Here is a 21,959-nt window from a genome sequence, read left to right as displayed (position 1 = left end):
CAGCAGATTTTACGTCGTGTGGATGTGGGGTTCGTGCTAGACTCCACGCCATTCAGTGTCTCCACCCTTTTTATGGGTGGGTGGGCGCGCGTTCATTGTTTGTTGAGTTTGCCATGCCATTTAAAAAACTGGGGTTAAGCGCCCCGCTTTGCCAAGCCATAGCCCAACGCGGCTATACCATCCCCACGCCAATTCAAGCCAAAGCCATTCCGATCATCCAACAAGGCCATGATCTGATTGCCGCTGCGCAAACAGGTACCGGGAAAACCTCAAGTTTTATCTGGCCCATTATCGATAAGTTGTGTGCCGGTGAAGCGGGACGCAAAAAGCGCGCTCGCGCATTGGTGATTGCTCCAACAAGAGAGTTGGCCTTGCAAGTCGCCGAAAGCGCCCGCCAAGATACGCAGTTTACCGCGCTTAAAACCTTAGCGATGGTTGGCGGCATGGACGAGCAGGCACAAAAGCAAGCCTTGATCGAGGGCGTCGACATTTTGGTCGCCACGCCAGGGCGCCTACGCGATTTACTCAGCCAACGAGCCGTCTATCTAGATGAAGTAGAAGTGCTGGTGCTGGATGAAGCCGATCGTATGCTCGATATGGGCTTTATTGATGCAATTCAAAACATTCTCGACCGCTTACCGGCAAGCACGCAATGCCTGCTGTTTTCTGCCACCTTGTCTAATAAAGTGCGCGATCTAGCCAAAGCGACCATTGGCGATGAAGGCAAAGAAATCAGCATTGCCGCACGAGATGCCTCGAAAGACAACATTACTCAGTGGTGTATTCCAGTCGATAAAGATAAAAAATCCGCACTGCTTAGCCATTTGATTAAAGAAAATGGCTGGACGCAGGCATTAATTTTTATCGAAACCAAGCACGGTGCCGCCAAGCTCGCCACTCAGTTGGAAAAACGGGGCATTGCCGCCGAAGCGTTTCACAGTGGACGCAGCCAAGCCGTGCGGACCCAACTGCTGGAAAACTTTAAAAACGGTGACATCCAATTTTTAATTGCCACCGGTGTCGCCGCGCGTGGCATTGATATTGAGTCGCTTGAGCGCGTGGTCAATTACGATTTGCCCTTCCCGGCCGACGAGTACGTCCACCGAATTGGCCGTACCGGTCGCGCCAGTGCTCAAGGCGAAGCGATTTCATTGGTCTCAAAAGATAACACCAAAAACTTGCGCATGATTGAAGCACGTCTCGGGCACCCACTTGAGCGTCGCATCATCGAAGGCTTTGAGCCTAAAAAGCCGGTGCCGCTGACTGCACCCAAGTGATAATGTACAAACAATGATCGCGACAAAAAACGGCGAGCCTGGTGCTCGCCGTTTTTGTTTGCTTTATGCCTGAGTCAGTGTTTGCCACAGCGCCTGCCATGCGTCTGGGCGGCGATAGTATTGGCTCACTGTGATGGCTTGCCATTGACCGTTTTGCTCCACCAGCATGGATGGAAAACCGCGTAAGCCATGCGCTGCCATCAATTGACGGGTTTGATTCACCGCAGGCATCACATCATTTTCGGCGCGATTCATCGCCTGTTGCCAAGCCCCTGCCTCTATCCCCACCTCACTGGCAAGCTCTGAGAGCGTGTCAGCTTCATAGACGGAGCGACCTTGCTGATAATGGCCACGCTGGATGCGTTTCAGCATCTCTGCACCCTGACCATCAAGCTGCTGGGCAGCGAGGATGGCTTGCGCGGTAATAAAGGAGTCCAAAATTACCGGCTGGTCGCTTGCCACGCGGTCAAGATAGGCTTGACCAAATGCCTGTCCGGTTTGATCGGCAATGGTCTGATCTGCCGCCAAGATGTGTTGACGAAAGCTGTCTTCAATCGGCGCACGCTCACGCATGCCACCTGGATGAAGCTGCAAGTTAATCTCAGGGGTGTTGCTCAGGCTTTCAATCAAGGTGGCGGCGCCAAAGCACCAGCCACACATTGGGTCAAAAATATAGTGGACGTTTACCATTCCATCTCTCCCATATGTACTTTGGCACCAATTTCCAAAGCCATCGGCAAACCCGCTTTCGGATATTTCGCTTGCATGGTTTTAATCAGCTCAGCACTGTCTTTGCTGTTTGCTTTCGCCTCGGCAAAGTCTTGCAAATACTGCTGGGCAAAAGTAATGGTGTCAGCGTTTAGTGCCGTGCCCGCGGTCATGTGTCCTGGGATCACGACGTTAGGCTTCAGTGCTGCCATTTCTTCTAGTTGTGCGGCCCAACCTTCACGCGCTTGGTCAGATTGCGCGTCTGCCATCCAAAGGTGAACATTGCCATACACAGCGACGTTACCGAGGATCGCCTTGTTGGCTGGGATCCAAAGATACGGACGATGTGCCAACTCGCCTTTCGCGCCGCGAATTTCAATTTTACGACCGTCCAGTGTCAATGATGAACGGGTATAAGCCGCAGGCACCACAGGATTTTGCGGGGCATTATCACCCATTTTTGGAGCCCAAAATGCCATTTTTCCATCCAGTTTTTCTACAATGGTGGCGCGCACTGCCGGGGTGGTGATCACTTTTGCGTCAGGGAACATACCGTGCAGCACTTCCGCACCAAAATAGTAATCTGGGTCTGCTTGGCTAATAAAGATAGTGGTTAGCTCTTTCCCAGAGTCCAGCACTTTAGCAGCAATACGTAGCGCGTCTGCTTTAGTAAAGCCCGTATCAACCACCATGGCTTCGGTTTCGCCATACACCAAGGTTGAGTTTACGTGGAAGCTATTACCATCCGCGTTATATACGTCCAAGTTCAAGGGTTCAGCATTATTTGCTGCCATTGCGCTGCCAGTCAGTAATAAAGAGGCGGCTAGGGTTTTTATCAATTTCATCGTCGTGCTCCGTTGTTTGCATTCGGTGTTGAGATGCTGTGCAGTTTACGGGCTCGACTTGTTCGGATATATAGCTAATAATTTGCATCATTGTTTCATATTTCGATCATATTGATGCGTCGTCGCCATGCATTACACGATCGATATTGTTTATAGCCAACCTCGGAGCACACTCATGGATAAACTTACTGCGGCAAGAGTCATGGTGGATGTCGCCCTAACGCAAAGTTTTACCGCCACTGCCGAGCGTCTCGAGATGTCGCGCCCGATGGTGACTCGCCATGTCGAAGCGCTGGAAGACTGGTTGGGCGTGCGCTTATTACAACGCACCACGCGTAAGGTTTCATTAACTTCCGCCGGCGAGCAAAGCTTGCCGCAACTGGAGCAATGGGTTGAGCAAGCCAATGCCCTGACACAGCAATGGCAACAAGACGCGGGCTTGACCGGAAAAGTGCGGGTGGCCACCAGTATGTCGTTTGGTTTTGCGCAACTGATCCCCGCGGTAAAGCCCTTTATGGCCGCTCACCCCGGGGTCGATGTAGATATTGAAGTGCAAGACAAGGCCGTCGATTTGATTGCGGAACGGATTGATATAGCCATCCGCATTGCATCCAACCCGGATCCTTCCCTAATTGGTCGTCCGATCGCCGCGTGTGATTCCGTTTTGGTAGCGGCACCGGATTATTTGGCGGCCCATGCACCGATCCGCTCACCGGACGATCTCACCGCGCATAGCTGTCTCAGTTACAAGCAGTTTGATCGACCGATTTGGCATTTAGACAAAGGCGAGGAACACGCCGCGGTTGAAGTGCAAGGTAAGCTCTCAGCTAACGAGGCGACCACCTTGCTCAGTGCTGCCATTCAGGGCATGGGCGTAAGCATGCAGCCGGTGTATCTGGCTCATAGTGCCATTGCGCGAGGTCAGTTGGAGGTCGTGCTCCCCGATTGGCAACCCAAGGCAATGGATATCTACGCCTTGTATCCGTCACGTCGCAACCAGCCACCAGCGGTGCGTGCGCTGCTGGATGCGCTGATTGCCCACTTCGCCAATCGCGAGTGGGCACCGGTTGCTATTTAGTCAGCAGAAAAAATTGAGTGATGCTAGGATAAGCGCGCCGGCTTAATCAGACGATTTTGCTTGCGCAGCATGATAACGCTGAGCTTTAACCAGCCATTTATCAAGTTGATTGGCAAAGGCTTGTTTTTGCTGCGGGCCAAGCGGTGCGGGCCCGCCTGTGTGCACGCCGCTACTACGCATGGTTTCCATAAAATCACGGATATTGAGTCGGGCACGGATGTTTTCTTTGGTGAGCAATTCACCGCGGGTGTTAATTACCGTGACGCCTTTTTCAATCACTTCATCCGCTAAGGGAATATCTTGGGTGATCACCAAATCCCCGGCGACGGCATCGGCAACAATTTGGTTATCCGCCACATCAAAGCCCTTTTCTACCTGACGTGCGCTGGCATAGGGCGACGGCGGCAAACGAATAAATTGGTTGGCTACAAAGGTGGCTTGAATCTGTGTTCGGTGTGCCGCACGAACAATCATCTCGCGCATCGCGACCGGACAAGCGTCCGCATCTACCCATATTTGCATGCTGGCTCTCTTAGCTTTTGCGTCAATGCCTGCATTAAACCCCAATTCGCTACAAAATGAAACGTTAGCCCTGCGTCGTGACGGCGTTTAATACGGGCTTTACATCGCTTGACTACTCAGGCGCGCAGATATTAGTCTGCCTTGGCCGTCCGCTCTCAAACTGCGCTAACCAAGACGTTAAGCATGGCATCACGCCATCTGCAAACGCTGCATCGCCTTGCCACCAAATACGGGCCAGTGTTAACCAGCGGTGATGCTCACTGTGCGCGTTGGCGATATTGTCGGTGCGCAGTAGGCTGTGATCGGCATGTTCAAACACACGCACGTGATAAAAAGGCAGCGGCGCGTTAGCAAGCCGTTGATGATAGGTTGAAGCGGTCTTATCCGAGTCGACATAAGCATCCCGCGCACCAAATAACGCTAACATGGGCACGTCGAGATCGATTAAATCATTGGTCACATCCGAGGCCCAATTACGTTGTACAAATTGCCAAAAGGCCTCGCTCATGGGCGCTTTCTCATTCTGATTTACGTGGTCTAGGTACTGTTGATACGACGCGCCGGATTGGATCAAAGCATCCACTTTCGCCTCGGCAGCTTGCTCTGTCGCACTCTCTGACTCACTGTATCCGGTGGCTAATCGTCGTTGACGTCCAGAATACTGGGATTGGGCCATCCAGTTGACTGCACCGCCTACACTGATTAAAAAGTCGATATCTTCCACTTGGTGCGCCACCTTAGGGATCACCCAACCGGCTTGGCTAAAGCCCATCAACCCCAGCTTGCCATCCTTTAGCCCCAAAGCTTGGCGCAAATAGCGAATCGCCACGGCGACTTCATCGGCGCGATCTTGCATCGATTGCGACCGCCAATCCCTGCTGGAATCCCCCACGCCCGGTTTATCCCAAGACATTGCACACCACCCATTCGCCGCTAACACTCGCCAAAGTGGGAGGTAATAACCAAACGCATCGGTCGGCACATCACCTGAGCCATGCACAAACACCACACACTGATGCGGTGTTTCAGTACTTTCAGGTAAAATTAACTCACCCGTGAGCTGATTATCGCCTGCGTTAAACTGAATGGCTTGACGATACAGCCCCGCGTTTGGATCATCCATGGCTATCACCACAAAAACGCCTATCAGCATCAATGCTATTAAACCTCGCTTTAGCCACTTCATCCCCTTTCTCCCTCCACCCAATTGCCGCTAAAAGGTGTATAAATAGCCGGTATTGAACGACCAAAGATCATCTCTATCAACAATCGGGCTGTCTGATACTTCATCGCCATAGTGGCGATAGCTCACCCCCAACAACAGATGATGCGCACGGCCAAGCGTGTAATAGAGATTGAGGTCGGATTGGAATTTGCAGGTTTGAGCAGGTTGGTAAGTAGGTCGGCCAGCTTTGGTATCTTGCGCTGACACGCCGACATAATAACGACTCACCGCGCGACCCACACAAGTCAGTGACAATTGTGGGTCCACCACCCACTGGCCTTGCTCTATGGGAGCGCCATAGCGGGCCACTACTGCGCCGCTATTATGGTTGTTTGAGATATCATGATGGTAGCCCAGCTCAAAATAGCCCACCGATGTTACCCATCCCGTGGTTAGATTAGCGGTATACACCTTATCGAGGCTTTTCATATCCTTGAGGGTTTTACTGTCACCGCGGGTATGGTCGCCAAACACATCGTCGCCCACACCCGCCGACACATACCAGCTGTCGCCCTCGGCGAGATACACACCTAGGGTGTCGCTGCGATAAAAAATTCCCTCCCATTGCGCCTCAACTACCAACTCAATGTCTTGGTCATCTTCACCATCTTTATAAATCGACGGCTCGGTATAGCCGACCAGACCGACGGTCAGATAATTATCCCCAGACACGCTGTCGGTTTGCGCGTGTCCAACCCAAGGGATCAAGGTTAAAAGTAAACAGATAAGCGTGACAAATGGGTTCACCGGCTGTTCTCCATAATGGCGAAATAGTAACTGAGAGTTCGCCCTTATCTTGAAACAACCGGTATTAAGAAAACCTTAAGACACTCCCGTCATTTTGTGCGCCGCTTCCCAATTGATCAGCGCCCTCGCCACCTGAGCGTCGCACTGAAATTCAAAATGCCAGTTAAGCTGACTGGCAATGCGTTCAACAAGCTGTAGACCTAGGCCAAATCCGATCTGATTCTCGTCCACGCCTGAATCAATAGGGTTGGCAATCGAAAACTGCCCATTGGTGATCTTAATCTCAATCACGCCGGATGCGCTGTAGGTGAGCGCATTGCGAATCAGGTTGGCGCTCGCAATACGCCATAACTCCCTCTCGATAGAGATGTAGTCGCTTTGATTATCGATATGAACGGTCACCTGCTTATGTGCCGCAAGATACGCTAGCTCATCTACCAAGGTTGCGCACAGCGAGCCAAGGTCGACCTTTGATTGGCGAATTTTGTCTGGATGTTGCCTTGCCAGCCAAAGCAGTGATTCAGACAGCGCCATCATATTAACGTTGGCACGCGAGGCACGCTGCAATGCCGGATAACTGGCATCCTTGTTATCGATACGCAGCGACAAAGTATCCAAGGATGCCTGCATGATCGCCAAGGGCGTGCGCAGTTCATGGCTGGCATGCTTTAAAAACTGCTGCTCCCGTTGGTTATACTCACGCACCTGTTGCAACGAGGCCATCAAGTGGTCGGCGATTTGGTTAACTTCACGTACCGAAAAGCGCACATCGATATCTTGATCCGGGTGTGTTTTTACCCGCGCTGACCATGCCACCAACTCTTTCAGTGGCTTTAATGCGTTGTTGAACAACAGCCCAATCACGGTGACAAGCACCAGCATAAAAGCGGCAATTAACACGCTGGCATCGGCCAAAGAGCGCTCGACAATCATGGCGGCTAATGCTTCGATTTTTTCTGCCGCTTCAAATTCGACTAGGTATAATCCTTGCGATAGATGCTGGTCGGAGTACAACAAATAACCATACTCACGCGCTCCACTAGAATTAATGCGCTGAATTTCAATCGGATCATCGGGTTGTATCGGCTCTGAGGAAAACAAATCACGCACCGATTTTGGGATAGACTGCCAATCTCGATACGCACTGACAGTGTCGCTTTGGGGTAATAGATAGTTAGGATCGGCGGTCAGCTTTTGCTCTAGTTTGATAGCATCGAGCCGCATGTAGTTTTTGCCTGCCTGACTGATTTGATAAAAACTAAACACGGTGACAAGCGCCAATAACCCGATAAAGATCGCCACCGCCATCAACACAAGCTGGCGGCGCGATTGTGCCGCGAGGCTTCGAACAGGACGTTGGCTCATACAGGCGGAGCCTCGGAAAGGGACAAACCAATGCCGACATGGGTGTGGATCAGCGTTTTTGTAAAGGGCTTATCAACTACTTTGCGCAAATGGTGAAGATGCACGTTAATGGTCCCTTGCCGCACATCCTCGCTGGCCCAAATCGCCTCTTCAATATCGCTTCTGGACACCACAGTGGGTGAGCGGCGCGCGAGTAGCAACAGAATGTTCCAACCGATAGGGGTCAGTTTAAGCGGCGTGTCACCGCGCGACGCGATATGCTCTTTGGGATAAATCGTCAGATCGGCAATGGTAATACATTCTCGCACCGGGTGATGACGCCGATGCAAGGCCTGTAAACGTGCGAGCAACAAAGGCATGGTGCAAGGTTTAACTACATAATCATCCACGCCGGCACGAAAGCCCTCAAGCTGGTCGGTTTCCGCATCACACGCAGTCAGCATTAACACCGGGGTATCAATGCCCTGTTCGCGCAGCTCACGACAAACCGCCATACCCTGTGTTTTGGGCAGCATATTATCGAGTATCACACAATCAAACGTCTGCTGGCTGGCAAGCTGAACACCGGTTTCGCCGTTATAGGCAAAATCACAGTCGATATGATGCAGCTCTAAATATTCTGAAATCGCGAGGCTAAGATCGTGGTCATCTTCAATGATGAGTATTTTCATGCGGCGTGCTCTTCTCTCCGTGTCGTTTTTAATCTACACGAATCCATTGGATAAAAAACACCCCTCTTAATGTCTCCCGATACAAAAAAAAGCGCCCGCAGGCGCTTTCATCGAAAGACTATCATATGACTTACTTTAACAACGCCAATACCGCATTGACGCACGCTTCAGACGATACTGGGTTTTGCCCAGTGACTAGGTTGCCATCGGTGACCACAAATGAGGTAAAATCATCCGCTTTTTCGTACATACCACCGTTTTCTTTGAGCATATCTTCCACTAAGAAAGGAACGACCTCGGTTAAGCCAACCGCGGCCTCTTCACCGTTGGTAAAGCCGGTGACTCGCTTGCCCTTTACTAACGGCTCGTCGCGATCTGAACGAGTATGGCGGAACACAGCCGGGCCATGACACACCGCACCGACAGGTTTGCCCTGGTAATAGAAGGTTTCGATCAATTGACGCGAGGTTGGATCTTCCGCCAAGTCCCACAATGGACCATGACCGCCGGGATAGAAAATGGCGTCATATTCGTAAGCATTAATATCACTTAGCTTGACGGTATTATTAACCATGTCTTGTAGCTCAGCGTCTTCGTCAAAACGACGTGTTGAATCAGCCTGCGCATCTTCCGCCTCGCTATTCGGATCAATCGGTGCCTTGCCGCCTTTGGGACTGGCGACAACAATGCTTGCGCCGGCATCTTTAAACGCGTAATAAGGGGTCGTGAACTCTTCAAGCCAAAAGCCTGTCTGGTGACCCGTATCGCCCATGGCATCGTGGGATGTTAGCACCATCAAAATTTTATGTTGTTGCATCATCGCTCCTTCTTGTCACGCGTTTGGATGATATTTCATTCATTTACTCTGTATTGTCATTAGCTAGACTAACAGGCCAAAGAGGTAAACGTAATGGGTGCCCGCTTAGATCAATACAATCAATTGACGGTTTATTTACTTTCCTCGTCTAACGCTGACCTAATACTAGCTCAGGAATGACAGCCTAACCTGCGCATTGCCTACAATAGTCTCATCCATTGCAGGCCATCGCCCGCATCGTTTCAGACTTAACATCGATACAATGAGGTCACTATGAAAAAAACATACCTACTCGCCCCTCTCGCACTCGTCGCCGTTTTAGTTGGCTGTGAACAACAAACAAACGACCCTCAAGAGGGAAAGTCGCAAATCGAATCTAGCGTAGAAAACGCCCAAACTGCAGTAAAAGAAGGCACCGAACAAGCATTAGACAGTGCGGAAACGGCTATCGACAACGCTGAGGATACGGTTTATGAAATGACCGATCACCACAACGCTAAAACCTCACTAGACTGGAACGGTACGTATCAAGGCGTGATCCCTTGCGCCGACTGTGAAGGTATTGATACCACACTGACGCTTAACCAAGACAATACCTACATTCTTAGCAAAACTTACTTGGGTAAACAGGGAGAAGCATTCAAGGAAGAAGGATCTTTTTCCTGGGATCAAACAGGCAGTGTCGTGATCCTTGAAGGCCTGACTGACAGCCCTAACCACTTCTTTGTGGCGGAAAACCAGGTGATCATGCAAGACATGAATGGCGAGACCATCAACGGCGATCTCGCTGACATGTACAAATTGAAAAAGCAGTAATGCATCGAGCGCCTTATCGCTCACAACAAGCGGTAGGGCGTATTTTTTCTCCTTTAGCCCTAGAATGACGCGCTCTCGCTGTTTTTTCTATCTTAATGCCGCGATTCACTCTCTTTTCTCCCCCACTGTTCGCACAATTTGTCACGTTAAGTGACAAATTTGTTGCCAATAAAACTTGACGATATTTCACTCTATGGTTTAACACTTAACTAGAGGCGAAACAAAATCTTATCCGGTTGGTGGTAAAAGCTCATATAAGAGAGCTGGACGCGGCAACCTGACACTACCTAGATTAGGACTGCGCACCAAACGAAAGCCTTCTCCGTTTGTTCGATAACGTGACCGAAAAACGGCACCTTTCTGCACCGGTAATCGTGCTTGATCCAAGTTCGATTACCGGTCAGTAGTACGTTTTATAAGCACCACCGTCGTGGGATTGAACAGGAGTCAGCGTATGAGCGACGTTGTATTGAAGTTTTCATACGAAGAATACAGCGCCCGTTTAGCCAAGGTCCGCTATGCCATGGAAGAGAACGATATCGATACCTTGCTGGTACACGATCCATCGAATATGGCGTGGCTGACAGGCTATGATGGCTGGTCTTTTTATGTGCCCCAGTGTGTCGTGATTGGTTCGACCGGCGATCCGTTATGGTTTGGTCGTATCCAAGACGCCAATGGTGCGCTGCGGACTGTTTACATGAGCGCTGAATGCATCACCTATTACCCTGACCACTATGTCATGAATCCACCGCTCCATCCTATGGAGTACCTTTGCAATTATGTTCTGGCAGAAAACTACTGGGATCGCGGCCGGATTGGGGTAGAAAAAGATAATTATTACTTCAGTGCCACCGCGTTCGAATCCCTCAAAGAAAATCTGCCAATGGCAACCCTGGTGGACACCACTGGGCTAGTTAACTGGTGTCGCGCGGTCAAATCTAATCAAGAACTCACGTATATGCACACCGCTGCACGTATTGTGGAGAATATGCACCGCGTGGCCTTTGAGATGATAGAACCCGGTCTGCCCAAACATTTATTGGTAGCCGAAATAAATAAACACGCGGTCGTCGGTCATGATGGTCACTTTGGCGATTACGCTGCCATTGTGCCTATGTTGCCATCTGGCGGCGATGCGGCAGCGCCTCACTTAACCTGGGATGACCGCCCATTTAAGCGTGGTGAGGGAACATTTTTTGAAATCGCTGGCGTGCATCGTCGCTATCACTGCCCGTTGTCACGCACCATCTTTTTGGGTGAACCTGGCGATGAGTTCAAACGCGCCGATGAAGCGCTACAAGCAGGACTTGAAGCTGGTCTCGCGGTTGCCAAACCGGGTAATACCTGTGGCGACATTGCCAATGCCCTTAACGACGCGCTATTGCGGTACGGGTTCGATCGTGAAGGGGCGCGCTGTGGCTACCCTATCGGGCTAAGTTATCCCCCCGACTGGGGCGAGCGCACCATGAGCTTGCGCCCGAGCGATCAAACGATCCTGCGCGAAGGCATGACCTTCCACTTCATGCCTGGGCTTTGGATGAAAGATTGGGGGATAGAAACGACCGAGAGCATCATTATCACTCAAGAAGGGGCACAAACCTTGTGTGACTTGCCACGGCAGCTATTTGTAAAACATTAGTTGTAAAACACTGGCGTTTCGTGGATAGGTGCTACACTCATAACATCATGATTTAAATCACTCTTATAGACTTGGCACCTAGGCCGCCAACGGTGAAAAACGTCAATACATACCAAAAGCGGTCGCCACGTCCAAGACTACAGCGAGAGTGAGAACGGTTATAGCAAGGAGCAGTTATGGAGCCAACAGCCATTGAAGCCACAGTCGATTTTCACGCAGACGGTGTACAACATGGATTTCTCAAACTGCCCCATTCCCACGATCAATCCGCTTGGGGCTGTGTGACGATTCCCATTACCGTGATTAAAAATGGTGAAGGTAAAACCGCGTTGCTCACTGGCGGCAACCACGGGGATGAGTATGAAGGTATTACAGCATTACTCAATACATGCCATCAGCTTATACCAAGCAACATTAAAGGTCGGGTGATTATTTTACCCATGATGAATGCCCCTGCGGTAACAGCAGGCACACGCACCTCACCTTGGAACCAAGGCAACATGAACCGTGCCTTCCCAGGCTCCCCGACCGGCAGTGTCACCGAGCAAATTGCGGACTATTTTACCCGTTATTTGATCCCGCAATGTGATACCGCCTTAGATATTCACTCAGGCGGTAAAACCTTAGATCTTATTCCCTATGCTGCCTCACATCGGTTAGAAAACCTGCAACAAGCCGATGCCTGTGCCGAGGGGGCTCGCCTGTTTGGAGCGCCGTATCAAGTGCAAACCACCGAAATGGACGCCACCAGCATGTACGACACTGCCGTCGAGCAACAAGGCAAAGTGTTTGTTACCACCGAGCTGGGTGGCGGCGGCACCAGTACCCCTGAATCGATCGCGATTACCCAACGCGGCATTCATAATTTTTTAGTGTTTTCAGGTATTTTACAAGACGACTATCGCCATCCACCGGCTACGCCCGTCAAGCTCGAACTACCCGATAAACACTGCTATGTACAAAGTGAGCATGCCGGCATTATTGAGTTCTGTGTACACTTGGGCGATACCATCAAGCAAGGGGATTTGATTGGTAAAGTGCATAATATCGAGCGTACTGGCACCGAACCCGTTCCCTACTATGCCGAACGCGATGGCATTTTACTGGCCAAACGCCATCTCGGGCGGATTTATATCGGTGATACCTTTGCAGTCATTGCCGAACCTGTATGACGGAGGTGAGATGAAGCTCGATAAATTTGATATCAAAATCCTACACATTTTGCAGCAAGATGGGCGCATCACCAAGTCGAACCTCGCGCACGCCATCAACCTATCCGTAAGCCCTTGTTGGGAAAGAGTAAAACGGCTCGAGCAAGCGGGCGTCATTGAAGGCTACGGCGCGCGTATTAACCCTGATGCCGTGATCAAGCTCAATACCGTATTAGTTGAAATCACCCTCGGCCAACATGATGTGCAGAGCTTCCAACGCTTTGAACGCGCCATGCAAGCTTGTGACGATGTCAAAGAATGCTGGGCCACAGGCGGCGGGATTGACTATATCGTCCGCCTTGGCGTCACCGATATCGACTACTATCAACGCTTGATTGACCGGTGGCTTACTGATGATCTTGGTATCAAACAGTACTACACCTATATCGTCACCAAACAAGTGAAACGTCCCGCCCTCACGCTCCCGCTCGAGGCTCCTGACACCGCCGCGAATGGATAAGCCTGCAGAAAATTTTATTCGGTAAAAGGTAGGGTTCAGAAAAAAACACCGTTTTATCGTCATCTAACAAAAAACCTCTTTTCGATAAGTTGCATACAGTAAGAGTAAGCAAACGCTGATAGGCAGCGTGGCGATTTTGTCAGAGGAGGGAGTATGACCGTATTCCAATCACGTGATCTTCACTACACAGGATCAGCGGCCAATACACTACGTCACGATGCGACCGGTAAAGCAAGCGCCGATGTGCTCGCGTATCTTGACGATCAGCGCCTATTTCGGCAACTGGCGTATTGCAATGGCAAATGGGTCAATGGCGAGTCCGATACGCCAGTTTTAAACCCCGCAACCGGCGAAGTGTTGGGCTATACCGCTGCCTTGAGTGCCGCACAAGTGAACCAAACCATTGATGATGCCGAAGCGGCGTTTCACCTGTGGCGCGCCGAGTCAGCTGAAACGCGGGCAAAACGGCTAATGCGGTGGCACGATTTGATCATGGAAAATCAACACGATCTTGCTCACCTCATGGTGCTCGAACAAGGCAAAACCTTGCGCGATGCCGAGGGCGAGGTGGAGTACGGGGCCTCATTCATTCACTGGTTTGCTGAAGAGGCTAAGCGGGTATATGGCGACACCATGCCTAGCCATATCCCCAACGCACATCTAGCCACATTGCGTGAGCCCATCGGTGTTGCGGCGTTGATCACGCCATGGAACTTTCCCAATGCCATGATCACGCGCAAAGCCGCTGCCGCACTCGCCATTGGCTGCAGCGTGATAGTTAAACCCGCAGAAGAAACGCCCTTCTCTGCACTCGCATTGGCCGAGCTTGCAGAGCGTGCGGGGATCCCTGCCGGCGTGTTTAATGTCATTTTAGGCGATCCTCCCATGGTCTCAGCACAATTGTGTCAAAGTGAAAAAGTCAAAGCGCTCAGCTTTACCGGCTCTACCCGTGTTGGCCGGCTACTGCTAGAACAAAGCGCCCAAACCGTAAAAAAATGCGCCATGGAGCTTGGGGGAAATGCGCCCTTTATTGTGCTGCCTGATATGGATATTCAACAAGCCGCGCGCGCCGCTATCGATGCAAAATTCCAAACGTCAGGCCAAGATTGCCTGGCGGCGAATAAAATTTTAGTGCCACGTGACAAACATCAAGCGTTCGTCGATGCCTTTGCCGCACTGATGGATGAACTTGAAGTAGGCAATGGTCTATTGCCAAGCACAGACATTGGCCCATTAATTTCACGCCGTGCGGTCGAGAAAGCGCAATCGCTCGTCGATGATGCCATTGCCAAAGGGGCAACTGTGATGGGCGGAAAATTAAATCCCAACCTGGGTGAGAACTTCTTTGCGCCTACGCTTATCACCAAGGTGACGTCGGAGATGTTGGTCTATCAAGAAGAAACTTTCTGTCCCGTCGCTGCTGTGATTGCCTACGATGACTTAGACGAAGCCATCGCCATGGGCAACGATACCGAATATGGCTTATCAGCGTATGTGTATGGCCATGATATTCGAGATATTTGGCGCTGTCTGCGCGGCTTAGAAGTCGGGATGGTCAGTGTCAATTCAGTGAAAATGACCGGCCACCCGATTCCATTTGGTGGCGTCAAGCAGTCGGGCTTAGGCCGAGAAGGAAGCCGTTACGGCATCGACGAATTTAGTGAAATCAAATACTACTGTTTAGGTGGCCTGCCCACGGTAAGCGGCAGTTAATTCAGGTTTGCTGACGGATAAGGAGACTGATCATGCGTCCAGAAACAAAAGCGTTGCTAGAAAAAGACAGAAATACCGTGTTCCATCCCTCTACGCACCTCAAGCAGTATGCGCATGGCGAAATGCCTGGCCGAGTGATCGCGTCAGGTAAAGGGATCCGGATCACCGATTCTGAAGGCATTGAGCTGATTGACGGCTTCGCGGGCTTGTATTGCGTGAATATCGGCTATGGCCGTGAAGAAATGGCAGAAGCCATCTACGAGCAAGCGAAAAAGCTCGCCTACTATCATACCTATGTTGGCCACACCAATGAGGCTTTGGTGACCTTATCAGACCGCTTAATCAACATGGCGCCTGGCATGAGTAAGGTGTACTACGGTATGTCGGGGAGTGATGCCAATGAAACCCAGCTTAAAATTGTTTGGTATTACAATAACGCCCGCGGTAAACCCGAGAAAAAGAAAATTATCTCACGCGACCGGGGCTACCATGGCTCTAGTGTGGCGTCCGGCTCACTAACCGGCCTGCCTTTGTTCCATGCGCACTTTGATTTACCGATTGAACGCATCAAACACACGATGGCGCCCTACTACTATCGCCGTGAAGACAGTGGTATGACAGAGCCAGAGTTCGCACAACACTGCGCGGATGAACTGGAAAAAATGATCTTGGCTGAAGGCCCCGATACCGTCGCCGCCATGATTGCCGAACCTGTACTCGGCACCGGTGGTATCGTACCGCCCCCCGAGGGCTACTGGGCGGCCATTCGTAAAGTGCTGGATAAATATGACGTACTGCTGATCGCCGATGAAGTAGTGTGTGGCTTTGGCCGAATTGGCAGTGATTTTGGCTCGATTTATTACGACATGAAACCCGATCTTATCACAGTCGCCAAAGGGTTAACGTCTGCGTATCAGCCACTGTCTGGGGTAATGGTTGGGCATCGCGTCTGGGAGGTGCTTGAAGATGGTACCGATACGTGGGGCGCCATTGGTCATGGCTATACCTACTCTGGGCATCCATTGGGCGCCGCGGCAGCACTGTGTAATCTTGATATCATTGAGCGCGAGAATCTGACTCAGAACGCCGCAACCACGGGCGAATATCTGCAAATGAAAATGAAAGCCGCCTTTGCCGATCACCCATTAATTGGCGATAGCCGCGGAGTGGGGTTACTGCATGCGCTGGAGTTCTCGCCTGACCGCGCCCATCGCAGTCACTTTGATCCCAGCCTAAAAGTGGGGCCACAAGTGGCGGCTGCGTGTTTAGAGCAAGGGCTAATTGCGCGTGCGATGCCACATGGCGATATTCTCGGCTTTGCGCCCCCACTGGTGGTGACGCCCAATGAAGTGGACGATATCGTCGCAAAAGCCAAAGTGGCGGTCGATAAGGTAATGGATAAACTGGTCACCAGCGGGCAGTGGCAACCTAAATAGCATCTGAGGAAGTTTAGATACACCGAGCAGCAAGTGAGGCGTTTCTGCCTCACTTTTTATTGCGCAGTCCTAGGACCGAAACTCGTGTGAATCCCACTCGGGAAATTCACAATTTTCGTGAATCCAAACGATTACTTTCATCTATTAATTTGTATTGATGAGATAATGGTTGTTTAATGCTTAGTTAAACAACAACATCGAAGTGAAAAGGCCTAATGATAACGATAAAAGATGTCGCAATAGAAGCTGGCGTGTCTATTGCAACTGTTTCGAGAGTGATTAATAAGTCACCAAAGGCAAGTCGAACTTCCATTCGATCCGTTACTAAAGCAATGGAAAAACTTGGCTATCGCCCTAATGCTGCAGCAAGAGCACTGGTTAGCCAAAAGACGACGACAATGGGAGTCTTGGTCGGAGATGTTTCTGATCCCTTTTTTGGTACAATGGCAAAATCTATTGATCGAGTTGCACGCCAAAATGACAAAAATATTTTGATAAGTAATGGATATCATAATTGTAATGAAGAGCGTCAAGCACTAGAACTACTTATCAATAGTCGTTGTGAGGCTATGGTTATCCACTCAAAGGCGTTATCAAATGAAGAACTCATTGATTATGCTAACGAAACAAAAGGTGTGGTGTTCATCAATCGACATATACCAGAGCTAGCCGAGCGCTGTATTTCGCTTAATAACCGCCAAGGATCATTCCTCGCGACGGAATATTTAATTCGTCAGGGGCATCGTAAAATCGCTTGTATTGCCTCGTCTCACGATATCGAAGATACCGATGAACGACTACAAGGTTATCAAGCCGCGCTGAAAGAGCATGGTATTGAACTTCCCAAAAGCTATATCGAATATGATGAGCCTAACAGCGATGGTGGCGAAGTCGCTATGACCAACCTGTTAACCAAATCTTTGGAGATTACTGGCGTGGTAGCTTACAACGACTACATGGCTGCAGGCGCACTGGCAACTTTGGATCAGAACGGCATTGACGTACCAAGTAAGCTTTCTATGGTGGGGTTCGATGATGGCTTAATCGCTCGCTTTGTGCATCCTAGTCTCACCACTATTCATTACCCTATCGAGATGATGGCAGAGCACGCTGCTCGTTTGGCATTGGCACTATCACGTGATGAAAAGATTGAAGATAAAACTCTTATGTTCAGTCCAACACTGGTACAAAGAAACTCTGTTGAGCGTTGTTGATTATCAATGAGTCGAAAACTAAAAGCTCGATCATATTATGGAGCGAGCTTTATTATGAATTTGTCAAGATAAAATCTAGCCTAGCTCAATGCTTGATGTGTTTGTACAGACTCAACATCGACACCTTCAGCAAACTCGCCACGCCGTAATTTTTCCCTCAAGATGGCGTGTTGATCTTCGGTAAACGTATAACGAGACATAATAAAAATACGTACCAACGCCCCAAGTCCTGGTAACACCGCAATGCAAAAGAACATCCCACTAAGCGCGGTATCGGTTTGCACCGCATTTGGTACATACCCAATCATAGTCAAGATAATACCAGTTAAGCCACCCGCTACCGCGACAGAGAGCTTGCCTGTAAAGGTTTGCCCCGAGAACGTGATCGCGGCGGTACGTTTTCCACTGTGATAGTACGAGTATTCTACTGTATCTGCAATCATGGCCGAGATTAGAGGATTGGTCATCATAAATATGCCCGTAATTACTGCTAACCACACCATCACAACCGTTGGATTATCATAGCCAGTAAAGTAGAATCCAATGCGCGCGATGATCTCTAAAATACACAGCGCAATAAAAATATCACGTTTTTTGAAACGCTTCGTTAATATAGGTGTTGCCAAACACGCAATCGCACTCACCAAAGTGATGGTACCAATCAGAGATACTAAGCCAGCATCGCCCATGTTGTATGTGAAAAAGAAAATGTATAGACCGTTGACTAGGTTAAAAAATACATTCATAAAAAATGCAGCCAGAATAAAGAATAGCGGCTTGTTTTTACGAACAGCCTGGAAGGTTTGTGTTAGAGTGACTTTTTCGCAGCTTTTCGTCGATATACGTTCTTTCGTGTTGTAAAAACCGTTAAACATGAAAAATAAACCCACGATCATCAGCACAATTACAGCTGGCAAGTAACCCTGATCTGCGCGGCCATCAGCAAAGTAAGCGCTCAGTTTCGGGAATATAACCAAAGTGGCACCAATACCCGCATTTACTCCTAACATGGCACAGGTTGCTGCTTTTGCTCGCTCTTGCGGCTCATCTGTCATAACAGAAGACATAGACCAAAATGGCACATCAGAAATGGTGTAAAGCGTTCCCCAAAGAATATACGTTATACCGGCGTACATCACTTTTGTTGAAGTATCTGCATCGATGTTATAAAACGCTGCAATTGTGACCAAAACAATTAGAATCGGAGTAAACAACATATAAGGGCGAAATTTTCCGAAGCGAGAGTCTAACGTGTCCATGTATCCAGCAATGAGAGGATCGTTTACCGCATCCCAAACACGAGCGACCAAGAAAATCGTACTCGCCGCAATAGGCGAAATACCCAGAATATCTGTATAGAAATATAGAATAAAGGAGCCGACTAGACCAAAACTAAAGCACTGGCCTAGTCCATAGCCGAAGTAAGACATCAGCTCCTTGTTGTTGAGTTTTTTTTGTAGAGTAGTCATTGTTCACGTCTCAATTGGTTTTATTATAAATGAGCAGCCGATTCATATATGAATTGACATACCAGTAATTAATCTATTCCTGCTACCATTTTTATCAATTGTACTTCGCTTGGATCGTATGGGTTTCCTTGCTCATCAAGTAGGTCGTGGAACCATTGACTCGCATAATTTGAGTCGTTGCGTTTGATCTCTGGCCAAGGTAGATGCGTTTGCGTTTTTCCTTTCACCAATCCCCACTGATAGCAGCCAATGTTTTTCTGTTTAAAGACGGGAAGCTGTTCGTGCATAAACGATTGCGCATGGCGAGCAAGCCACTCAGTACACATCATTGGTCGATTGTAGCTTTCTACAATTTCAACGGCTTTATGGAGCAGATCGAGTGGTAAGTAAGCGTGAAAAGTAATGATGTCCGATAGCTCCATCGCTTTGCGATCGGTTGGGTGTTCATAAATTGGTAGGCTTCGGTCAAGAATACTTGGTGCATGCCAAGCACCGACGGTGAGTGGCTGAACCGGATTTTCTTCACGCGCCCACTCAAACGCTTTTTCCATCAGCTCATGGCTAAAGGTTTCCATTTCTTCGTCATAAGCGATCTCACCCGTGGTGGTGAAAATCATGCGGTTGGTTGGCTCGTTATAAAGATCCCAAATAACGATTCGAGAGTCATTTTTGTAGGTAGAAATGATGTCGCGAATATACACTTCGACATCACTCCACATGGATTTATCCATCACCACATTGCGACCAGGACTTGCGGCCGCTTGACTGTTGTGCAAATCCGGTACCGGCGCTTTTTGTTCACCAAGGTAAGGATGGTCGCCCGAGAAACCACAGTCGTCCATCGGCGTGAGCATCACTTTGATTTGATTGCGTTCGCAAATATCCAGAAAACGCTCAATTCGCGCATGTAAACCGTCGCGATCCGCTTGCCAAACAATAAATGCGAGGTTGGTACGCAAGGTGTTGTAACCCACGCTATGTGCCCATGCTAACTCTTGCTCAATCACCTTAGGTGCAAAAGATTCAGCTTGCCACATCTCATTCCAGTTGACGGCAGTTCGCGGCAAATAGTTAAAGCCACGCAACCAGCCATGATCTTTTTGCCATTGCCATGCTTTATCTTCTGTCCATCTTTTCATCATCTTTACCTATACATTGCAGTACATATTAATGTATTAGCTAATATATTAGCTAATACATTAATAGATAGATGGTGTCATAACAAACGTGGCTGTCATCACAGCTTTTAAGATATTCTTACTTGGTTTTGTGATCTAAATCTGTTGGTAGTGATCTAACGTTATTATTTCGCTAATATCTTTAGCTAACGACATTTAGGTAAAGGATCAGAATGGCTAAGAAAATCACTATGAGTGACATTGCTGCGGCAGCGAGCGTGTCTCAGTCTACTGTATCGCTAGTACTGAATAACTCAACAACCATTAAAATCGCAGAAAAAACAAAACTTAAGGTTCTCGAAACTGCTGAGTCTCTAGGCTACAAAAACAAAAAAGTTGCTCATGCTTTAGGACAGGCGAAAAAGATTGCGCTGGTGATCAACGGCTTAACCAGTTACGACCCCTTTATCGATGCAATCAACGCCGCAAGAGAAGAAGCGTGGTCTAACGACTACATTTTGGTGACGTTTAATTACAGTCACGATGAAGTACTGGCAAATAAGATTGAGTCTGAGATAAACAGTGGTAATTATACCGGTTTGATTTACGCATCCAGTATGACAAGACAGTTAGAACAACAACGTGTAATCACGACCTTACCTACCGTATTACTTAACTGTATTAACGAAGAACATACAGATCTACCAACCATTTTACCGGCCGATATGATCGGGGCGTACAAGGCGGTTTCACACCTCACGACACAAGGCTATCGTCGCATTGCTATGCTGTCTGGTGAAAGTTGGATGCTAGCCAGTCAGCAACGTGCCGATGGTTATCGTCAGGCGCTCATCGATGCTGACATCATTCCTAACTCAGATTATCTAGTCAACGCAGACTGGTCGCTAAAAGAGGCGTACCACCAGACACTGGAACTGCTGAAAATGGTGCAACCGCCGGAAGCTATTTTCTGTAGCAGCGACTATATGGCAATGGGCTGCTACCAAGCGTTAGCTGAATTGGGTTTGAAGATTCCTCAAGACGTTGCCGTAGTCGGTTACGATAACCAACAAATCGCGTCGGAGAGCTTCCCAGCACTGACTTCGGTTGAACTGCCCTACTCTCTCATGGGTAAGCTCGCTGTTGAATCATTGATAGCACTGATTGAAAGTCAACCTTTGCTATCACGCAAGCGCAAAGTTGAAGGTGAACTCATCGTTCGTACATCTTCGACAAAAACAAAGAAGATGGGCATGTAACCCACCACATCTGGAGCCGATACAGTGGCAGCTAAGCTGCAACTGTATATTTAAAGTAAGCGGGTATTTCTACCCGCCTGGTGATTGAATGGGCGCTTTGTTATAGGGCAATAGATCGCTGACATCACAGCCCTCTTCTCGCTGAGGTAGCTCTGTCAGTACATGACGCAGGTAGGCATAGGGCTCCACACCGTTGGCACGACAGGTCAGCATGATACTGAACCATACGGCGCTGGCATTCGCCCCGCTTTGGGTGTCCGCGAACAGCCAAGCCTTCCGCCCGGTCGCCACCGGACGGATTTCCCGTTCGACCTGATTGTTGTCTATCGGGTAGCCGCCGTCTTCGACATACTTCTCCAGGTAACG

21 protein-coding genes are annotated in these 21,959 nt (G+C 49.3%); 10 read left to right on the top strand and 11 right to left on the bottom strand.

Annotated elements, in window-relative coordinates; genetic code table 11:
- Positions 1-113 precede the first annotated feature (113 nt).
- Entirely contained in the window at positions 114-1,277 is a 1,164-nt protein-coding gene (locus BZJ21_RS08785) for a DEAD/DEAH box helicase (protein WP_025744424.1), read from the top strand.
- 63 nt (positions 1,278-1,340) lie between these two features.
- Here BZJ21_RS08785 and BZJ21_RS08780 read toward each other — a convergent pair whose 3' ends face one another.
- Both BZJ21_RS08780 and BZJ21_RS08775 read right to left on the bottom strand, forming a co-directional pair.
- Positions 1,341-1,967, bottom strand: coding sequence for a DsbA family protein (locus BZJ21_RS08780; protein ID WP_077669583.1), 627 nt, complete (start codon positions 1,965-1,967; stop codon positions 1,341-1,343).
- On the bottom strand, positions 1,961-2,830 hold the full coding sequence (locus tag BZJ21_RS08775; RefSeq protein ID WP_077669582.1) for an MBL fold metallo-hydrolase: 870 nt from the start codon (positions 2,828-2,830) through the stop codon (positions 1,961-1,963). Before BZJ21_RS08775 ends, BZJ21_RS08780 begins: the two co-directional genes overlap by 7 nt.
- Positions 2,831-3,005: 175 nt before the next feature.
- Between BZJ21_RS08775 and BZJ21_RS08770 the strand changes: the two genes are divergently transcribed.
- Positions 3,006-3,908, top strand: a complete 903-nt coding sequence (locus BZJ21_RS08770; RefSeq protein ID WP_077669581.1) for a LysR family transcriptional regulator — start codon at positions 3,006-3,008, stop codon at positions 3,906-3,908.
- A gap of 42 nt (positions 3,909-3,950) precedes the next feature.
- On the opposite strand, the gene BZJ21_RS08765 is transcribed toward BZJ21_RS08770, so the two are convergent.
- The 6 genes from BZJ21_RS08765 to BZJ21_RS08740 all read right to left on the bottom strand — a co-directional run bounded on the left by BZJ21_RS08765 (position 3,951) and on the right by BZJ21_RS08740 (position 9,255).
- Positions 3,951-4,430: a YaiI/YqxD family protein gene (locus BZJ21_RS08765; RefSeq protein ID WP_021023434.1), complete on the bottom strand. Its 480-nt coding sequence runs from the start codon at positions 4,428-4,430 to the stop codon at positions 3,951-3,953.
- Positions 4,431-4,542: 112 nt separating this feature from the next.
- Positions 4,543-5,616, bottom strand: coding sequence for an alpha/beta hydrolase family protein (locus BZJ21_RS08760; RefSeq protein ID WP_077669580.1), 1,074 nt, complete (start codon positions 5,614-5,616; stop codon positions 4,543-4,545).
- 27 nt (positions 5,617-5,643) lie between these two features.
- Positions 5,644-6,402 (bottom strand): MipA/OmpV family protein, encoded by a 759-nt coding sequence (locus BZJ21_RS08755; protein WP_158075514.1) that lies wholly within the window; start codon positions 6,400-6,402, stop codon positions 5,644-5,646.
- Positions 6,403-6,477: 75 nt separating this feature from the next.
- Positions 6,478-7,767, bottom strand: coding sequence for a sensor histidine kinase (locus BZJ21_RS08750; RefSeq protein WP_077576746.1), 1,290 nt, complete (start codon positions 7,765-7,767; stop codon positions 6,478-6,480).
- Positions 7,764-8,438, bottom strand: coding sequence for a response regulator transcription factor (locus BZJ21_RS08745; protein ID WP_077460679.1), 675 nt, complete (start codon positions 8,436-8,438; stop codon positions 7,764-7,766). The genes BZJ21_RS08750 and BZJ21_RS08745 overlap by 4 nt, the downstream gene beginning before the upstream one ends.
- A gap of 130 nt (positions 8,439-8,568) precedes the next feature.
- Complete coding sequence (locus BZJ21_RS08740) at positions 8,569-9,255, bottom strand: type 1 glutamine amidotransferase domain-containing protein (protein WP_077669578.1); 687 nt, start codon at positions 9,253-9,255, stop codon at positions 8,569-8,571.
- Positions 9,256-9,528: 273 nt separating this feature from the next.
- Here BZJ21_RS08740 and BZJ21_RS08735 point away from each other — a divergent pair, with 273 nt between their 5' ends.
- The 7 genes from BZJ21_RS08735 to BZJ21_RS08705 all read left to right on the top strand — a co-directional run bounded on the left by BZJ21_RS08735 (position 9,529) and on the right by BZJ21_RS08705 (position 17,747).
- Positions 9,529-10,071 carry a copper resistance protein NlpE gene (locus BZJ21_RS08735; protein ID WP_077669577.1) on the top strand — a complete coding sequence of 181 codons (543 nt, stop codon included), beginning with the start codon at positions 9,529-9,531 and terminating at the stop codon, positions 10,069-10,071.
- Positions 10,072-10,525: 454 nt separating this feature from the next.
- On the top strand, positions 10,526-11,713 hold the full coding sequence (locus BZJ21_RS08730) for a M24 family metallopeptidase (RefSeq protein WP_021023431.1): 1,188 nt from the start codon (positions 10,526-10,528) through the stop codon (positions 11,711-11,713).
- Between the two features lie 176 nt (positions 11,714-11,889).
- On the top strand, positions 11,890-12,885 hold the full coding sequence (gene doeB, locus BZJ21_RS08725) for a N(2)-acetyl-L-2,4-diaminobutanoate deacetylase DoeB (RefSeq protein WP_077669576.1): 996 nt from the start codon (positions 11,890-11,892) through the stop codon (positions 12,883-12,885).
- Positions 12,886-12,895: 10 nt separating this feature from the next.
- On the top strand, positions 12,896-13,384 hold the full coding sequence (locus tag BZJ21_RS08720) for an Lrp/AsnC family transcriptional regulator (protein ID WP_021023429.1): 489 nt from the start codon (positions 12,896-12,898) through the stop codon (positions 13,382-13,384).
- A 153-nt stretch (positions 13,385-13,537) separates the two neighbouring features.
- The gene (locus BZJ21_RS08715) at positions 13,538-15,097 is read left to right on the top strand and encodes an NAD-dependent succinate-semialdehyde dehydrogenase (RefSeq protein WP_077669575.1); all 1,560 of its coding nucleotides are present in this window, start codon (positions 13,538-13,540) and stop codon (positions 15,095-15,097) included.
- Between the two features lie 32 nt (positions 15,098-15,129).
- Positions 15,130-16,533, top strand: coding sequence for an aspartate aminotransferase family protein (locus BZJ21_RS08710; protein WP_077460674.1), 1,404 nt, complete (start codon positions 15,130-15,132; stop codon positions 16,531-16,533).
- A gap of 215 nt (positions 16,534-16,748) precedes the next feature.
- A complete protein-coding gene (locus BZJ21_RS08705) occupies positions 16,749-17,747 on the top strand; it encodes a substrate-binding domain-containing protein (protein ID WP_077669574.1) in 999 nt (332 codons plus the stop codon).
- 80 nt (positions 17,748-17,827) lie between these two features.
- Here BZJ21_RS08705 and BZJ21_RS08700 read toward each other — a convergent pair whose 3' ends face one another.
- The gene (locus tag BZJ21_RS08700) at positions 17,828-19,216 is read right to left on the bottom strand and encodes an MFS transporter (protein ID WP_101494570.1); all 1,389 of its coding nucleotides are present in this window, start codon (positions 19,214-19,216) and stop codon (positions 17,828-17,830) included.
- Between the two features lie 68 nt (positions 19,217-19,284).
- Positions 19,285-20,355: a cellulase family glycosylhydrolase gene (locus BZJ21_RS08695; RefSeq protein WP_077457966.1), complete on the bottom strand. Its 1,071-nt coding sequence runs from the start codon at positions 20,353-20,355 to the stop codon at positions 19,285-19,287.
- A 212-nt stretch (positions 20,356-20,567) separates the two neighbouring features.
- Between BZJ21_RS08695 and BZJ21_RS08690 the strand changes: the two genes are divergently transcribed.
- Entirely contained in the window at positions 20,568-21,593 is a 1,026-nt protein-coding gene (locus tag BZJ21_RS08690) for a LacI family DNA-binding transcriptional regulator (protein ID WP_077669572.1), read from the top strand.
- A gap of 69 nt (positions 21,594-21,662) precedes the next feature.
- On the opposite strand, the gene BZJ21_RS08685 is transcribed toward BZJ21_RS08690, so the two are convergent.
- Positions 21,663-21,959, bottom strand: a 297-nt coding sequence (locus BZJ21_RS08685) for an IS66 family transposase (RefSeq protein WP_131826337.1), incomplete at its 5' end; no start/stop codon positions are given.

Origin of the sequence: Salinivibrio costicola subsp. alcaliphilus (genome assembly GCF_001996185.1) — a bacterium.
Taxonomy (GTDB): Bacteria; Pseudomonadota; Gammaproteobacteria; order Enterobacterales; family Vibrionaceae; genus Salinivibrio; species Salinivibrio costicola.
The sequence above is the reverse complement of the archived record's forward strand: the minus strand, read 5'-3'. Positions and strand labels throughout refer to the sequence as shown.

Coding starts and splice junctions, on each gene's coding strand:
- BZJ21_RS08785 (WP_025744424.1), top strand. CDS start 114: ATGCCATTTAAAAAACTGGGGTTAAGCGCCCCGCTTTGCCAAGCCATA.
- BZJ21_RS08780 (WP_077669583.1), bottom strand. CDS start 1,967: ATGGTAAACGTCCACTATATTTTTGACCCAATGTGTGGCTGGTGCTTT.
- BZJ21_RS08775 (WP_077669582.1), bottom strand. CDS start 2,830: ATGAAATTGATAAAAACCCTAGCCGCCTCTTTATTACTGACTGGCAGC.
- BZJ21_RS08770 (WP_077669581.1), top strand. CDS start 3,006: ATGGATAAACTTACTGCGGCAAGAGTCATGGTGGATGTCGCCCTAACG.
- BZJ21_RS08765 (WP_021023434.1), bottom strand. CDS start 4,430: ATGCAAATATGGGTAGATGCGGACGCTTGTCCGGTCGCGATGCGCGAG.
- BZJ21_RS08760 (WP_077669580.1), bottom strand. CDS start 5,616: ATGAAGTGGCTAAAGCGAGGTTTAATAGCATTGATGCTGATAGGCGTT.
- BZJ21_RS08750 (WP_077576746.1), bottom strand. CDS start 7,767: ATGAGCCAACGTCCTGTTCGAAGCCTCGCGGCACAATCGCGCCGCCAG.
- BZJ21_RS08745 (WP_077460679.1), bottom strand. CDS start 8,438: ATGAAAATACTCATCATTGAAGATGACCACGATCTTAGCCTCGCGATT.
- BZJ21_RS08740 (WP_077669578.1), bottom strand. CDS start 9,255: ATGCAACAACATAAAATTTTGATGGTGCTAACATCCCACGATGCCATG.
- BZJ21_RS08735 (WP_077669577.1), top strand. CDS start 9,529: ATGAAAAAAACATACCTACTCGCCCCTCTCGCACTCGTCGCCGTTTTA.
- BZJ21_RS08730 (WP_021023431.1), top strand. CDS start 10,526: ATGAGCGACGTTGTATTGAAGTTTTCATACGAAGAATACAGCGCCCGT.
- doeB (WP_077669576.1), top strand. CDS start 11,890: ATGGAGCCAACAGCCATTGAAGCCACAGTCGATTTTCACGCAGACGGT.
- BZJ21_RS08720 (WP_021023429.1), top strand. CDS start 12,896: ATGAAGCTCGATAAATTTGATATCAAAATCCTACACATTTTGCAGCAA.
- BZJ21_RS08715 (WP_077669575.1), top strand. CDS start 13,538: ATGACCGTATTCCAATCACGTGATCTTCACTACACAGGATCAGCGGCC.
- BZJ21_RS08710 (WP_077460674.1), top strand. CDS start 15,130: ATGCGTCCAGAAACAAAAGCGTTGCTAGAAAAAGACAGAAATACCGTG.
- BZJ21_RS08705 (WP_077669574.1), top strand. CDS start 16,749: ATGATAACGATAAAAGATGTCGCAATAGAAGCTGGCGTGTCTATTGCA.
- BZJ21_RS08700 (WP_101494570.1), bottom strand. CDS start 19,216: ATGACTACTCTACAAAAAAAACTCAACAACAAGGAGCTGATGTCTTAC.
- BZJ21_RS08695 (WP_077457966.1), bottom strand. CDS start 20,355: ATGAAAAGATGGACAGAAGATAAAGCATGGCAATGGCAAAAAGATCAT.
- BZJ21_RS08690 (WP_077669572.1), top strand. CDS start 20,568: ATGGCTAAGAAAATCACTATGAGTGACATTGCTGCGGCAGCGAGCGTG.